Below are 12,575 nucleotides of genomic sequence, written 5' to 3'. Positions count from 1 at the left end.
AGGAAATCAGCCATGGTTGAATTCAACCTGCCAGCCAACTCCAAGGTCGGCGTCGGCAAGACCGTCAACGTCGCGAACGGCGCCAAGCGGGCCAAGACCTTCAAGATCTACCGCTGGAACCCGGAGGACGGCCAGAACCCGCGCGTCGACTCTTATGTGGTCGACCTCGACAAGTTCGGGCCGATGATCCTCGACGCGATCATCTACATCAAGAACCAGGTCGACAGCACCCTGACCTTCCGCCGGTCCTGCCGCGAGGGCATCTGCGGGTCGTGCGCGATGAACATCGACGGCACGAACACGCTGGCCTGCCTGAAGGCGATCGACGAGGTTCCGGGCGACGTCAAGATCTACCCGCTGCCGCACATGCCGGTGGTGAAGGATCTGGTTCCCGATCTGAAGCACATCTATGCCCAGCTCGCCTCGATCAAGCCGTGGCTGCAGACCCAGTCGCCGGCCCCGAGCCGCGAGCGCCTGCAGTCGCCGGAGGACCGCGCCAAGCTGGACGGCCTCTACGAGTGCATCCTGTGCTTCTGCTGCTCGACCTCCTGCCCCAGCTACTGGTGGAACGGCGACCGCTACCTCGGCCCGTCGATCCTGCTCCAGGCCTATCGCTGGATCGCCGACAGCCGCGACGAGATGACGGGCGAGCGCCTCGACAACCTCGAGGACCCGTTCCGCCTCTATCGCTGCCACACCATCATGAACTGCACCAAGGCGTGCCCGAAGGGTCTGAACCCCGCCAAGGCCATCGCCGAGATCAAGAAGCTGATGGTCGTGCGCCGCTGATCGCGGAGAGCATTCGCGAAACGTAGAAAGGCGCCCCTCCGGGGGCGCCTTTTTCGTTTCTGCGGGGTCAGACGAAGTCCGGATCGGTCGGCCGCGACGGCGGCAGGTCGTTGCCGGGGGCCGGGCTGTCGGTGGTGCCGGGACCGCCGGGATCGGGCAGGTCGGGGTTGTCGGTTCCCGGCAGGTCGACGACCGGGACATCCTCGTGCGGGCCGGGGAAAGGGTTGGGCGGGGCGGCGCTGAGGCCGTGGGCGTTGATCGGCATGGAATGCTTCCCCTCTGTTGATCGTTTGCGGTCGTGCGCTCCCCTGTATCAACGGCCGAGTCCGCAATCCGCTCCATCGCACGGGACGATTGCATGCGGACCGGTTGACCGGCGGCGGCGAGGGGGTATGCTCGTCGGGAGATCACCAACGACGACGAACCACGAATGGGCGGTGCCGGCCGGCGGCGCCCAGCGAATGGACACATTTTCTTTCTAGGGAAGGACCAATCATGGGCGGCATGGCAGGCCAGGCGTGGAGCTGGATCCAGGGCGAGTGGATGGAGGGCAATCCGCCCATCGTCGGACCGCTGTCCCACACGCTGTGGCTCTCTTCGACGGTGTTCGACGGCGCGCGCGCCTTCCAGGGCGTGGCCCCCGACCTCGACCTGCATTGCGCCCGCGCCATCCGCTCCGCCCAGGTGATGGGGCTGGAGCCGATGGTCACCGCCGGCGAGATCGAGGAGCTGTGCTGGGACGGCATCCGCCGCTTCCCCAAGGAAGCGGAGCTGTATATCCGCCCGATGTTCTACGCCGATGACGGCTTCGTTGCCCCGGCGCCGGAGAGCACGCGCTTCGTCCTGTCGATCTACGAGGACCCGCTGCCGCAGCCGACCGGCTTCGCCGCCTGCATCTCCACCCGCCGCCGCCCGATCCCGACCATGGCGCCGACCGAGGCCAAGGCCGCCTGCCTCTATCCCAACGCCGGCATGGCGCTGACCGAGGCGCGCAAGCGCGGCTTCCAGAACGCCATCATGTTGGACGCCATCGGCAATGTGGCGGAGTTCGCAACCTCCAACATCTTCATCGCCAAGGATGGCGTCGTGCGCACCCCGGTACCGAACGGCTGCTTCCTGAACGGCATCACCCGCCAGCGCATCATCGCCCTGCTGCGCAACGATGGCGTGACGGTGGAGGAATGCACCCTGACCCCGCGGGATGTGCTGGAGGCCGACGAGGTCTTCTCCACCGGCAACCACGCCAAATGCGTGCCGGTGACCAAGGTTGAGGATCGCAGCCTCGCCGCGGGCCCGATCTTCCAGCGGGCGCGGGCGCTCTATTGGGAATACGCCTTCCGCTGATCGAGCAGCGCCACCGCCGACCGGCGGTGATGGGCCAGCGTGGCGGCCAAGCGGGCCAGCCACGCATCGGTCCGGCAGGCGGTCGCGCTCAGTGCGCCGCGACGACGGGCCGCGGCGAGGCGCGCTTCGGCCGCGAGCGTGCTGTGCAGATCGAGTTTTGAGGATCGTTTGAGGGCAGTGGCACGGGTCGCGCCGCCAAGCAGGGCGGTGCGAAGCTCGGGCTTCGGGGGCTGGCCGTCATGGGCGCGGTGAAGGCTGTCCAGGTGGGCGGCTCGGTCCATGGAATGGACGGTAGCGCTTGCCGGGGCAAGCAGTAAAGGGAAATTTTCCTAGGAAAAGTTCGGGGGATAAGAGGCATTTTCCCCCTCTCCAATCCCTTCTTCTCACTGGCTCGCCCAGATGATCCGCGCCATCCAGGCGACATCCGACAGCGGGATGCTGCGGTCGGGGTGGGCGCGGTTGATCGACAGCAATTCGATCTTGGTCGCCGTCTCGCGGATCAACTGCTTGGCCATGACCTCACCACCCTTGGTGCGGACGACGACGCGGTCGTTGCGGCGGATCTGCGCGGCGGGGGAGACGATGATGGTGTCGCCGTCGCGATAGACCGGCTCCATGCTGTCGCCCGAAATCTCCAGCGCATAGGCGTGGGGGTCGCCCAGGCTGGGGAACAGCAGTTCGTCCCAGCCGCTGCCGGCGGGGAAGCCGGCGTCGTCGAAGTAACCGGCCGACCCGGCCTGGGCATAGCCGATCACCGGAACCCGCTGCAGCGGGGCGGTGCCGGCGCCGTCGCCGACCAGCGACACGAATTCCGACAGCGACGCGCCGGTGGCGTCCAGCACCTTGGAGATGCTTTCCGTCGAGGGCCAGCGCAGCTTGCCGTCGTTGGTCGTGCGCTTGCTCTTGTTGAAGGTGGTCGGGTCCAGTCCGGCGCGCCGCGCCAGCCCGGAGGCGGAGAGCCCGTGCTGCGCCGCGAGACGGTCGATGGCCCGCCAGATGTCCGTGTGTTTCAGCATGGGACGATAATCTCATAAAGCCGCGACAGCGTCCCTAGGAACTTTTTCATAAAACCATTGACCGCGTGCGTTGGGCGGAACATAACGCAAACAGACGGTGCGGCCACACCCAAGGCCCGGCCCCCGCTCTTCCAAAAATTCGAAGCCGCAAGGAGACCAGCATGCTGAGTCCGGCCGCCCCCGCTTTGCCCGCCGCCCGCCTGTCCCAGGTCGTGCCCTTGAAGGCGGAGCCTTACAGTGTCGATGGCGAACCCTTTGCCGACGCGGAGGAGGCGTGGTTCTGGGCGGTGCAGGCGCATGACGCCAAGGCGGCCGGGGCGCGGGTGGTCGCCGGCTGCGGGCAGGTGGCGCGGCCCTGCGAGCCGCAGGACGTGCTGCGCGTGGTCGATCGGCTGTACCGGATGCGCAAGCTGATGCGCGACCATCTGCATGTGCTGGTCCATTACGGCCGCCGCCAGAGTGCGCCGGAGCCGGATCGCTTCCGCGAACAGCGCGCCCATTCCCTGTGGACCGAGGCCTTCGCCGCCATCGCCCCCGCCCTGCGCGAAAAGGGCATCGTCCGGGGCATTGGGCAATGACCGCCACTCCCTGGACGGGCGCCTGGGTGGTCTATCGCGGAGAGGCGCCGCTGTGGTGGCTGCGGCTGCTGAAACCCGGCTTTCGCCATTGCCTGGCGCTGCTGACCGACGGGCGGCGCTGGGTGGCGGTCGATCCGCTGGCCGGCTTCACCGACGTGGCGGTGCTGGACCTGCCGGCCGAATTCGACCTGCCGGGCTGGTACCGCGCCCAGGGGCTGACGGTGGACGCCGCCCCGCTGCGCCGCCCGACCGGCTCCGCCCCCTGGGGACCCTTCACCTGCGTCGAGGCGGTCAAGCGCCTGATCGGCCTGCGCGCCCGCCGGGTGCTGACCCCCTGGCAACTGCACCGCCACCTGACCGGAGGAACCCGCGAATGCCCGCTTCCGCAGCCGTGAAACCGCCCGCCCGCCGAAGCAAGGACCTGTCGGAGCCCGAAACCCTGCTGGAGCGCTACCGTGCCGCCCGCGAACGGCGCACGGTGTGGGAAAGCCATTGGCAGGAGTGCTACGACCATGCGCTGCCCAACGGCCGGCCTTTCCGCGGCGGCGGCACGCCCGGCGAACGCCGGGTCGACCGCCTGTTCGACGGCACCGCGCCCGATGCGGTGGAGCAGCTGGCCGCCAGCCTGCTGTCTGAACTGACGCCGCCCTGGTCGCGCTGGTTCGGCTTCCAGCCCGGCCCCACCCTGACGGGGGCGGAGCGCGACCGCGTCGCCCCGCTGCTCGACCGCGCCGCCGGCATCGTCCAGGCCCATTTCGACCGCTCCAACTTCGCGGTGGAGATCCATCAGGCCTTCCTCGACCTCGTCACCGTCGGTACCGCCAGCCTGCTGATGGAGGAGGCCGCCCCCGGCGCGCCGTCCAGCCTGCGCTTCACCGCCGTGCCGCTCGCCGAAGCGGTGCTGGAGGAGGGGCCGGACGGCCGGCTCGACGCCACCTTCCGCCGCAGCGAGGCGACGTTGGCGCAGCTCCTCCAGCGCTTCCCCGGCGCCGAGCTGCCCGACGAGCTGCGCAAGCAGGCCGCCGCGGATCCCGACAGCCGCTTCCCCCTGGTCGAGGCTGTGCTGCCCGACGGCGCGGCCTATCGCTGGGGCGTGGTGCTGGACAGCGGACTGGCCGAACCGTCCTGGCTGGCGCAGGGGCGCTTCGCCCAGTCGCCCTTCGTCAATTTCCGCTGGCTGAAGGCGCCGGGCGAGACCTATGGCCGCTCGCCGGTGATGAAGGCGCTGCCCGACATCAAGACCGCCAACAAGGTGGTGGAGCTGGTGCTGAAGAACGCCTCCATCGCCGTCACCGGCATCTGGCAGGCGGACGATGACGGGGTGCTGAACCCCACCACCATCCGGCTGGTGCCCGGCACCATCATCCCCAAGGCGGTGGGATCGGCCGGGTTGACGCCGCTGGCCAACCCCGGGAGGTTCGACGTCTCGCAGCTGGTGCTGGACGATCTGCGCGGGCGCATCCGCCACGCTCTGCTGGTCGACCGGCTGGGGCCGGTGGAGTCGGCGCGGATGACCGCGACCGAGGTGCTGGAACGCTCCGTCGAGATGGCGCGGCTGCTGGGCGCCACCTATGGCCGGCTGCAGGCGGAGCTGATGACGCCGCTGGTGCTGCGGGCGGTGTCGATCCTGCGCCGGCGCGGCGAGATCCCGGACATCACCGTCGATGGCCGGCTGGTCGAATTGCAGCACCGCTCCCCGCTGGCCCAGGCGCAGGCCCAGCGCGACGTGCAGGCGGCGCTGCGCTGGCTGGACAGCGTCAAGGCGCTGGGGCCGGAGGCGGAGGCGACGGTGGACGCGGCGGCGACCGCCCATTGGCTTGGCGAGGCCTTCGGCGTGCCGGCCAAGCTGATGCGGGCGGAGGTCGCCGCTCCTGCGTCCGAACCGCCGGCGCCTCCCGTGTCGCCTCCCGTGGTGGCGGCCGACGCCGGAGCCGCCAATGGCTGAGCGTCCGACCGGCGAACAGGCCGGCTGGGACTGGCTGGAGGCATCGGCCTCCGCCGGCTCGGATCCTGCCGCGGCATCCGATGCCGATCCGGCGCCCAGCTTCGCCCGCTGCTTCGCCGGGGGTGACGGCATGCGGGTGCTGGCGGTGCTGCGGGCGATGACGCTCGACCGCGCGCTGGGTCCCGATGCGCCGGAGGCGGCACTGCGCCACCTCGAAGGACAGCGCCAACTGGTCGCCACCATCCTCGCGCTGGTCGCGCGCGGACGGGCGGGCTGACCGGCGGTGCCGCCGCTCTCCTCTTTTCCCTTCCCTGCAGGAGTTGATGATGGCCGACACTCTGCTGACCGAATCCGCAGCCGCGATCGATGGCGTTCCGCCGCTGCCGATCCCGGAGAAGTTCCGTGATCCCAGGACCGGCGCCCTGCGCGTCGAGGCTCTGCTGAAATCCTACCTCGAACTGGAACGCCGCCTGTCGTCGCAGGGGCGGTCCGGGCAGGCGCCGCCCGACGCCGCATCCGAGTCGGTCCCCGAATCCACTCCCATTCCTTTCGATCCCGCCAGCCTCGACCCGGCGCAGCTCCGCCGGCTGCTGGGCGCGCCGGAGACGCCGGACGGCTACAGCATCGCCTGCGACCATGGCCTGTTCCAGTCCGATCCGGAGATCAACGGCCGCCTGCATCAGGCCGGCTATACCCCGGATCAGGCGCAGCTTCTCTATGATCTCGCCGCCGAGCGGATGATCCCGCTGATCCAGACCATGGCCGCCGAGTTCCAGGCGGAGCGCGAGGTCGAGCGGCTGGTCGCCCGGTTCGGCGGCGAGGAGCGCTGGCGCGAGGTGTCGCGGCAACTGCTGGCCTGGGCCGGCAAGACCCTGCCGCCGGCCGCGGTGGAAGGGCTGGCGACCACCTACGAAGGTGTCATGGCGCTCTATGCGATGATGACCGGCAGCGAGCCCGCCGCCCTGTCGATGGCGGGCAACCGGCCGGCCGGCGGCGAGGGCGAGGCCGAACTGCGCACCCTGATGCGCGACCCGCGCTATTGGCGGGACCGTGATCCGGCGGTGATCGCCCGCGTCACCGAAGGGTTCCAGCGCCTCTATCCCGGCCAGCGCTGAGTTGAGCCGTCGTCGGCCGCCATTCCCGCCAGTACACGGCGAGTGGCGGCCGACACCGGATATGCGTACAGGGACAAAGCGCCGCAGCTTGCAACCTTCGTATAGGTTGGACAGGTGTCTATTGCGCGTGCGAAGAAAAATTGCATTGCACGACTGAAACGAAGTCGTCACTTTTCCTCTGCATGACTAACCGTCCGTTTATCGAACGGACAAGAGAGCGACGCCGGGCCCGATGACGCTGCGCCGCAAGATTCGCTGGCTGACCTGGATCGGCCTGATCGGCTGCCTGATGGCGGCGATTCCCGCGCTCTACCTGCTGCGGCAGGGCATGATCGCCGAGCGGGGGCAGGTCGCTGCCGCCCTGGTGGACTCGGCGGGCCTGCTGCTGCGCGATCTGGAGCGGTCGGCCTCCTCCGGCGCGATCTCCGGCGACGAGGCGCGCGACCGCGCGAGGACGGCCTTGCAGGCCCTGTCCGCAAAGCCCTTTCATGTCAGGATTTTCACGGACGGCATCGTTCCGTCGGGCTGGCCGGCCATCGACCGTGCAGTGACGGCCGAGGGACGGTTCGAGCCCTGGGGCTGGGCCATCGCCGCCGCCGGCGACATCGGCGACCTCGACCGCGACTTCCTGATCGAGGCGTCGGGCTTCCTGCTGTTCCTGGCGGCGTTGCTGGTGCTGAGCTGGCCGGGGTCGCGCTTCCTGTCGCAGCATGTCGTCGGCCCGCTGGAAGCGCTGTCCGACCGCATGCGCCTGCTGACGGAGGGGCGGACCGACATCGACATTCCCGGCTGCGACCGCCGCGACGAATTCGGCGCGATGGCTCGCGCCATGGAGTTCTTCCGCCGCGCCGCCATCGCTCTGATCGAACGGGACGAGCGGCTGGCCGGCATCATGAACAATGTCGGCGAGGCGATCCTGCTGGTCGATGCCCGCGGCCGTATCGAGGAGTACAACCCCGCCGCCGTGGCGCTGTTCGGCGTGCCTGCCGGGGATCCTGCCGGGGAGTTGCGCGGCCGGCCGCTGTCCGGGCTGTTCGCCGCCGCCGACCGCGCGCGCATCGATTCGCTACTGGCCGGCTTGGCGGCGGAGGCGGAGGCTCCTGAACCGGTTCGGGAGGAGACGCTGGGGATCGAGCGCGCGGGAAGCGGCGAGCGGATCGACGCGTCGCTCAGCATCTCGCCGCTGGTGGTGCAGGGGCGGCGCGGCTTCGTCTGCGCGCTGGCCGACGTGACGGAACGGCTGCGCCATGAACGCGAACTGATGCGTCTGGCCACCCGCGACCGGCTGACCGGCCTGCCCAACCGGGCGATGATCGAATCGCTGCTGGAGGCGGCGGTGGAGCGCAGCCGCCGCTATCGCCGCCCCTTCGCCGTGCTGTGCCTGGACCTGTCGCGCTTCAAGCTGATCACCGACACGCTGGGCCATCAGGCCGGCGACGCGCTGCTGCAGGAAGTGGCGCGGCGGATCGTCGCCTCGGTGCGCGCCGCCGATCTGGTCGGCCGCATCGGCACCGACGATTTCGCCGTCGTGCTGGAGGAGATCCGTGACGCCGACGAAGCGGCAGCGATCGCCGGGCGCATCCTGGACGCCTTCGACGCGCCGGTCACCCTGCCGGGCTGCGAGCATTACGTCCGACCGGCGGTCGGGATCGCCGTCTATCCGTCCGATCTTGCGGGGGAGGGAACCGCCGAGGAACGTTGGGATGGCGACGACCCGCAGGCGCTTCTGCGCTCGGCCGAAACGGCGCTCTATGCCGCCAAGCGGATGGGTGGACGCCGCCATGCCTTCTTCCGTCCCGAATTGGCCGAACAGGCGCGGCGGCAACTGGCGCTGGACGGCGATCTGCGGGCGGCGCTGGCGCTGAAGCAGTTCCGCCTGCATTACCAGCCCAAGGTGTCGCTGATCGACTATTCGCTGGAGGGCTTCGAGGCCCTGCTGCGCTGGGAGAAGCCGGGGGAGGGGCCGGAGAAGGGAATGATGATCCCGCCCGGCGAGTTCATCCCGGTTGCGGAGGAAACCGGTTTCATCGTGCCGCTGGGCGACTGGGTGCTGGACGAGGCGTGCCGGCAGATGCGCGAATGGCTGGATGCGGGGATGGAGCCGGTGCCGGTCGCCGTCAACATCTCGCCCAAGCATCTGCGCAACCGCACCGCCGAGGATTTCCAGCGCATCATCGACCGCCATGGCCTGCCGCCCGGCCTGATCGAGCTGGAGATCACCGAGGGCGCGGTGATGCAGGATCTCGACCACGCGCTGTCCGTGCTGGCGTCGCTGAAGGCGATGGGCATCCGGGTGGCGGTGGACGATTTCGGCACCGGCCATTCGTCCTTGAGCTATCTGAAGCGGCTGCCGATCACCACGCTGAAGATCGACCGCTCCTTCATCAACGGCGTGCCGAACGAGCGCGAGGACGCCGGCATCGTCTCCACCATCATCGCCATGGCCGACATGCTGGGCCTGCATGTGGTGGCCGAAGGGGTGGAGAAGACCGAGCAGGCCAATTTCCTGCGCCACCACAACTGCACCCAGGTCCAGGGCTGGTTGACCGGCCGCCCGGTGCCGGCGGACGCCGCCTGCCGCCTGCTGATGGAGCGGCTGCGGCAGGCGGCGCTAGGGGCCGCCTGAAGCCGGGCCAGAAACCGGGCCAGAAACCGGGATCGCCTTCCGCCGCGGGCGGGGGATCGTCAGATCTGCCAGCGTGATGGGGCGGAAATTCCAGACATCGACGCCGACGTCGATCTGCCGGGGCTGCGGCTTCAATTGGCCGTGGCTGTGGCCGTGCAGGTTCAGCGCCCGGCGGTGCATGCCGTTCCAGGTGCGGAAGGCGTAATGGCACATCACCAGATCGACGCCGTCCAGCGTCAGTTCTGCGTAATGCCCGACGCTGGCCCAGCCGGGGAGCGCCAGCGTCGCCGGGCCGTCGTTGTTGCCGGCGATCAGGTGCTTGGTGCCGTTCAGCCGGCCGAGCAGGGCGGCCATGGCCTCCGGCTTCATGTGGAGGGCGAAATCGCCGAGGTGCCAGACCTCGTCGCCGGGGCCGACGGTGGCGTTCCAGTTCGCCTCCATCGCCGCGTCCATCTCGGCGGTGGACTCGAAGGGGCGGCGGAAGCGGCCCCGGGCGCCGCCATGGCCGAAATGGGTGTCGCTGGTGAAGTATACGGTCATCGATCGGTCAACGCCGGCGCGCCGCGGGCTGTTCCCGAACCGGGAGCCCGCGGCCGGCGCCGGCCGCCCGATGCTCAGTGCTTGTGGTCGTCCGCCGCCGGGTCGAGGAAGCGGTGCAGGTGGACGATGTAGTAGCGGGTGTGGGCGTCGTCGATGGTCTGGCCGGTGGCGCCGCGCCATGCCTTGTAGGCGTCCTCATAGCTCGGGAAGATGCCGACGATGTGCAGCTTCGACGGATCGACGAACTGGTCCGAATCCGGACGCACGAGTTCGCCGCCGAACACGAGATGGAGGAGCTGTTTGTCGGGCATGACCTTTGTCCTTGTAGCCGGGAGTGATTGGGGAGTTATGGCTGTCGTTGCGCCGGCAGGCCGGCTGATGCGTCGCATTCTCATATCCGCCGTCCGGGCGGCGCTTCAAGCCTGTTGACAGGCCCACCGACCTTTGCCACCACGGAACCGCGGCGTTTTCAGGATCAGCATAAAGAATCCGTCCATTTGCCGCAGATGACGGACGCCGAAAACACGGCCGAACACTGCGAGGATCGAGCGATGCCAAGTGGTCATACCGCGACTCGGGAGAAACACGGGCGCGAGCTGCGGGTCTGGGACCTGCCGACTCGCCTGTTTCATTGGGGGCTGGTCGCCGCGGTGGCGGTCGCGATTCTGGCGGCCGAGCTTGGTGTGCTTGATGTTCATATGTTGGCAGGTGAAACAGTTCTGATCCTCGTGCTGTTTCGGCTGGTCTGGGGCGTGGTCGGCAGCCAGACCGCGCGCTTCGCCGACTTCGTGAAGGGGCCGGGCGCGATCCGCGACTATCTGATGCGGTCGCGTGCGGGCGGGGAGGCCGCCGTCACCCTGGGCCACAACCCGCTTGGCGCGTTGATGGTCGTGGCGTTGCTGCTGATTCTTCTGGTCCAGGCCGGCAGCGGGCTGTTCACCAGCGACGACATCCTGGTCGACGGCCCGCTGGTGTCGCTGGTCTCCGGCGCCACGGTGGCGCTGCTGAGTTCGCTGCACCGTCTGCTCGCCAACGGTATCTTCGTGCTGGTCGGGCTGCATGTGGTGGCGGTGTTCTTCTATCTGCTGGTCAAGCGCGACAATCTGATCCGTCCGATGGTGACCGGCCGCAAGACCCTGCCGGCGCGGCTGGCGGCGGCGGAGCCGCGGCGTGCCCCGGCGGCACTGGCGCTGGCGGTTCTGGCCGCGACCGCCGGGCTGGTCTTGGTGGTGCTGCGGGCCGCTGGTTGATCTGCCGGCCGGCGGGGAGCCGAACCTCCGCGGCATATGCCGATGGATCGTGCGACAATGCGCCGTCTGGGGCTTCGCGTCTTCTAGTCTAGAATAACTCCAGATTGATCCGCACGAAACGTCACCAAACCAATGAAGCCGGCCCGATTTCCGGGATCGATCGACCTTTGCCTGAATGAACCTTCAGGTTGCGGTGAAAATGTAGGCCGGCCGGGAGACCGCCAGTCATGCACGCACAAACCGGACACCGCCCGACCGCAGCGCTGAAGGGTCTGCTGGTCGCCACCGCCGCCGCTCTCGGCATCCTGGCCGCCACCGCAGGCACGGCACCGGCCGCCGATCCGGCCGCATCCGGGGCCGCAACTGGCGCCGCTGCCGGTGGCGACACCCTGATGGGCCGCGCGCGCGAGCTGTTCAAGCCGCTGCCCGCCACCTTGCCGGTGGTCCGCAACAATGCGGTCACCCATGAGAAGATCGAACTGGGCAAGATGCTGTTCTTCGATCCGCGCCTGTCGGCCAGTGGCGTCTTCTCGTGCAACAGCTGCCACAATCTGGGGCTCGGCGGTGTCGACGGGCTGGAGACCTCGGTCGGCCATGGCTGGCAGAAGGGGCCGCGCAACGCGCCGACCGTGCTGAACGCGGTGCTGAACGTCGCCCAGTTCTGGGACGGCCGGGCGGAAGACCTGAAGGCCCAGGCCAAGGGGCCGATCCAGGCCGGGGTGGAGATGAACAGCACGCCCGACCGCGTGATGGCGGTGCTGAACAGCATCCCCGCCTACAAGGCGAGGTTCGCCGACGCCTTCCCCAACGAGAAAACCCCGGTCAGCTTCGACAATGTCGCCATGGCGATCGAAGCGTTCGAGGCGACGCTGACCACCCCCGCCGCTCCCTTCGACCAGTATCTGGAGGGCAAGGCCGACGCGCTGACCGACACGCAGAAGGCCGGTCTGGAGCTGTTCATCGACAAGGGCTGCGCCGGCTGCCACAACGGCGTCAATGTCGGCGGCCACGATTACTTCCCCTTCGGCGTCGTGACCAAGCCGGGGGCGGAGATCCTGCCGCCGGGCGACAAGGGCCGCTTCGCCGTCACCAAGACCGCCGACGACGAATATGTCTTCCGCGCGCCCACCCTGCGCAACGTCGCGCTGACCGCGCCCTATTTCCATTCCGGCAAGGTGTGGGACCTGCGGCAGGCGGTTGCGGTGATGGGGTCGAGCCAGCTCGGCGCCACCCTGTCCGACCAGGAGATCGACAAGATAACCGCCTTCCTGACGGCGCTGACCGGTCAGCAGCCGCGCGTCGACTACCCGCTGCTGCCGGCCAGCACCCCGGCCACGCCGCAGCCCGTGTTCAAGTAAGGAGCCGCCAAAGG

At 68.9% G+C, this 12,575-nt stretch carries 15 protein-coding genes; 10 read left to right on the top strand and 5 right to left on the bottom strand.

The genetic code is table 11. The annotated features are described in order from the left end of the window. Positions 1–12: 12 nt before the first annotated feature. Entirely contained in the window at positions 13–789 is a 777-nt protein-coding gene (locus PWS46_RS12335; RefSeq protein ID WP_085090448.1) for a succinate dehydrogenase iron-sulfur subunit, read from the top strand. A 67-nt stretch (positions 790–856) separates the two neighbouring features. On the opposite strand, the gene PWS46_RS12330 is transcribed toward PWS46_RS12335, so the two are convergent. Continuing rightward, entirely contained in the window at positions 857–1,054 is a 198-nt protein-coding gene (locus PWS46_RS12330; protein WP_434615555.1) for a hypothetical protein, read from the bottom strand. Between the two features lie 230 nt (positions 1,055–1,284). Between PWS46_RS12330 and PWS46_RS12325 the strand changes: the two genes are divergently transcribed. After that, a complete protein-coding gene (locus PWS46_RS12325; RefSeq protein WP_434615552.1) occupies positions 1,285–2,133 on the top strand; it encodes a branched-chain amino acid aminotransferase in 849 nt (282 codons plus the stop codon). On the opposite strand, the gene PWS46_RS12320 is transcribed toward PWS46_RS12325, so the two are convergent. Together PWS46_RS12320 and PWS46_RS12315 are read right to left on the bottom strand one after the other, a co-directional pair. After that, positions 2,109–2,414, bottom strand: a complete 306-nt coding sequence (locus PWS46_RS12320; protein WP_434615549.1) for a hypothetical protein — start codon at positions 2,412–2,414, stop codon at positions 2,109–2,111. The genes PWS46_RS12325 and PWS46_RS12320 overlap by 25 nt on opposite strands. Before the next feature lie 102 nt (positions 2,415–2,516). Then, entirely contained in the window at positions 2,517–3,149 is a 633-nt protein-coding gene (locus tag PWS46_RS12315; protein WP_109076104.1) for a S24 family peptidase, read from the bottom strand. A 161-nt stretch (positions 3,150–3,310) separates the two neighbouring features. Between PWS46_RS12315 and PWS46_RS12310 the strand changes: the two genes are divergently transcribed. The 6 genes from PWS46_RS12310 (at position 3,311) to PWS46_RS12285 (ending at position 9,413) form a co-directional block, all read left to right on the top strand. Continuing rightward, entirely contained in the window at positions 3,311–3,727 is a 417-nt protein-coding gene (locus PWS46_RS12310) for a hypothetical protein (protein ID WP_434615546.1), read from the top strand. After that, the gene (locus PWS46_RS12305; RefSeq protein WP_434615543.1) at positions 3,724–4,122 is read left to right on the top strand and encodes a hypothetical protein; all 399 of its coding nucleotides are present in this window, start codon (positions 3,724–3,726) and stop codon (positions 4,120–4,122) included. Before PWS46_RS12310 ends, PWS46_RS12305 begins: the two co-directional genes overlap by 4 nt. Further along, the gene (locus PWS46_RS12300; RefSeq protein ID WP_434615540.1) at positions 4,101–5,672 is read left to right on the top strand and encodes a portal protein; all 1,572 of its coding nucleotides are present in this window, start codon (positions 4,101–4,103) and stop codon (positions 5,670–5,672) included. Before PWS46_RS12305 ends, PWS46_RS12300 begins: the two co-directional genes overlap by 22 nt. After that, positions 5,665–5,949, top strand: a complete 285-nt coding sequence (locus tag PWS46_RS12295; protein ID WP_434615537.1) for a hypothetical protein — start codon at positions 5,665–5,667, stop codon at positions 5,947–5,949. Before PWS46_RS12300 ends, PWS46_RS12295 begins: the two co-directional genes overlap by 8 nt. Positions 5,950–5,995: 46 nt before the next feature. Continuing rightward, positions 5,996–6,787, top strand: coding sequence for a capsid assembly protein (locus tag PWS46_RS12290; protein WP_434615534.1), 792 nt, complete (start codon positions 5,996–5,998; stop codon positions 6,785–6,787). 232 nt (positions 6,788–7,019) lie between these two features. Next, on the top strand, positions 7,020–9,413 hold the full coding sequence (locus tag PWS46_RS12285) for a putative bifunctional diguanylate cyclase/phosphodiesterase (RefSeq protein ID WP_434615531.1): 2,394 nt from the start codon (positions 7,020–7,022) through the stop codon (positions 9,411–9,413). On the opposite strand, the gene PWS46_RS12280 is transcribed toward PWS46_RS12285, so the two are convergent. Then, positions 9,399–9,953, bottom strand: coding sequence for a metallophosphoesterase family protein (locus tag PWS46_RS12280; protein WP_434615528.1), 555 nt, complete (start codon positions 9,951–9,953; stop codon positions 9,399–9,401). The two genes, PWS46_RS12285 and PWS46_RS12280, sit on opposite strands and share 15 nt — an antisense overlap. A 74-nt stretch (positions 9,954–10,027) precedes the next feature. After that, positions 10,028–10,264 (bottom strand): DUF4170 domain-containing protein, encoded by a 237-nt coding sequence (locus tag PWS46_RS12275; protein WP_014248961.1) that lies wholly within the window; start codon positions 10,262–10,264, stop codon positions 10,028–10,030. Between the two features lie 240 nt (positions 10,265–10,504). Between PWS46_RS12275 and PWS46_RS12270 the strand changes: the two genes are divergently transcribed. Together PWS46_RS12270 and PWS46_RS12265 are read left to right on the top strand one after the other, a co-directional pair. Beyond that, a complete protein-coding gene (locus PWS46_RS12270; protein WP_434615525.1) occupies positions 10,505–11,203 on the top strand; it encodes a cytochrome b/b6 domain-containing protein in 699 nt (232 codons plus the stop codon). A gap of 227 nt (positions 11,204–11,430) precedes the next feature. Continuing rightward, on the top strand, positions 11,431–12,561 hold the full coding sequence (locus tag PWS46_RS12265) for a cytochrome-c peroxidase (RefSeq protein WP_434615522.1): 1,131 nt from the start codon (positions 11,431–11,433) through the stop codon (positions 12,559–12,561). The last annotated feature ends 14 nt before the right edge of the window (positions 12,562–12,575 follow it).

The organism is Azospirillum sp. B2RO_4 (assembly GCF_051124815.1).
GTDB lineage: Bacteria > Pseudomonadota > Alphaproteobacteria > Azospirillales > Azospirillaceae > Azospirillum.
The sequence above is the reverse complement of the archived record's forward strand: the minus strand, read 5'-3'. Positions and strand labels throughout refer to the sequence as shown.

Bases quoted from the DNA above. Each gene is read 5' to 3' on its own strand.
- PWS46_RS12335 (WP_085090448.1), top strand. From the start codon at position 13: ATGGTTGAATTCAACCTGCCAGCCAACTCCAAGGTCGGCGTCGGCAAG.
- PWS46_RS12330 (WP_434615555.1), bottom strand. From the start codon at position 1,054: ATGCCGATCAACGCCCACGGCCTCAGCGCCGCCCCGCCCAACCCTTTC.
- PWS46_RS12325 (WP_434615552.1), top strand. From the start codon at position 1,285: ATGGGCGGCATGGCAGGCCAGGCGTGGAGCTGGATCCAGGGCGAGTGG.
- PWS46_RS12320 (WP_434615549.1), bottom strand. From the start codon at position 2,414: ATGGACCGAGCCGCCCACCTGGACAGCCTTCACCGCGCCCATGACGGC.
- PWS46_RS12315 (WP_109076104.1), bottom strand. From the start codon at position 3,149: ATGCTGAAACACACGGACATCTGGCGGGCCATCGACCGTCTCGCGGCG.
- PWS46_RS12310 (WP_434615546.1), top strand. From the start codon at position 3,311: ATGCTGAGTCCGGCCGCCCCCGCTTTGCCCGCCGCCCGCCTGTCCCAG.
- PWS46_RS12305 (WP_434615543.1), top strand. From the start codon at position 3,724: ATGACCGCCACTCCCTGGACGGGCGCCTGGGTGGTCTATCGCGGAGAG.
- PWS46_RS12300 (WP_434615540.1), top strand. From the start codon at position 4,101: ATGCCCGCTTCCGCAGCCGTGAAACCGCCCGCCCGCCGAAGCAAGGAC.
- PWS46_RS12295 (WP_434615537.1), top strand. From the start codon at position 5,665: ATGGCTGAGCGTCCGACCGGCGAACAGGCCGGCTGGGACTGGCTGGAG.
- PWS46_RS12290 (WP_434615534.1), top strand. From the start codon at position 5,996: ATGATGGCCGACACTCTGCTGACCGAATCCGCAGCCGCGATCGATGGC.
- PWS46_RS12285 (WP_434615531.1), top strand. From the start codon at position 7,020: ATGACGCTGCGCCGCAAGATTCGCTGGCTGACCTGGATCGGCCTGATC.
- PWS46_RS12280 (WP_434615528.1), bottom strand. From the start codon at position 9,953: ATGACCGTATACTTCACCAGCGACACCCATTTCGGCCATGGCGGCGCC.
- PWS46_RS12275 (WP_014248961.1), bottom strand. From the start codon at position 10,264: ATGCCCGACAAACAGCTCCTCCATCTCGTGTTCGGCGGCGAACTCGTG.
- PWS46_RS12270 (WP_434615525.1), top strand. From the start codon at position 10,505: ATGCCAAGTGGTCATACCGCGACTCGGGAGAAACACGGGCGCGAGCTG.
- PWS46_RS12265 (WP_434615522.1), top strand. From the start codon at position 11,431: ATGCACGCACAAACCGGACACCGCCCGACCGCAGCGCTGAAGGGTCTG.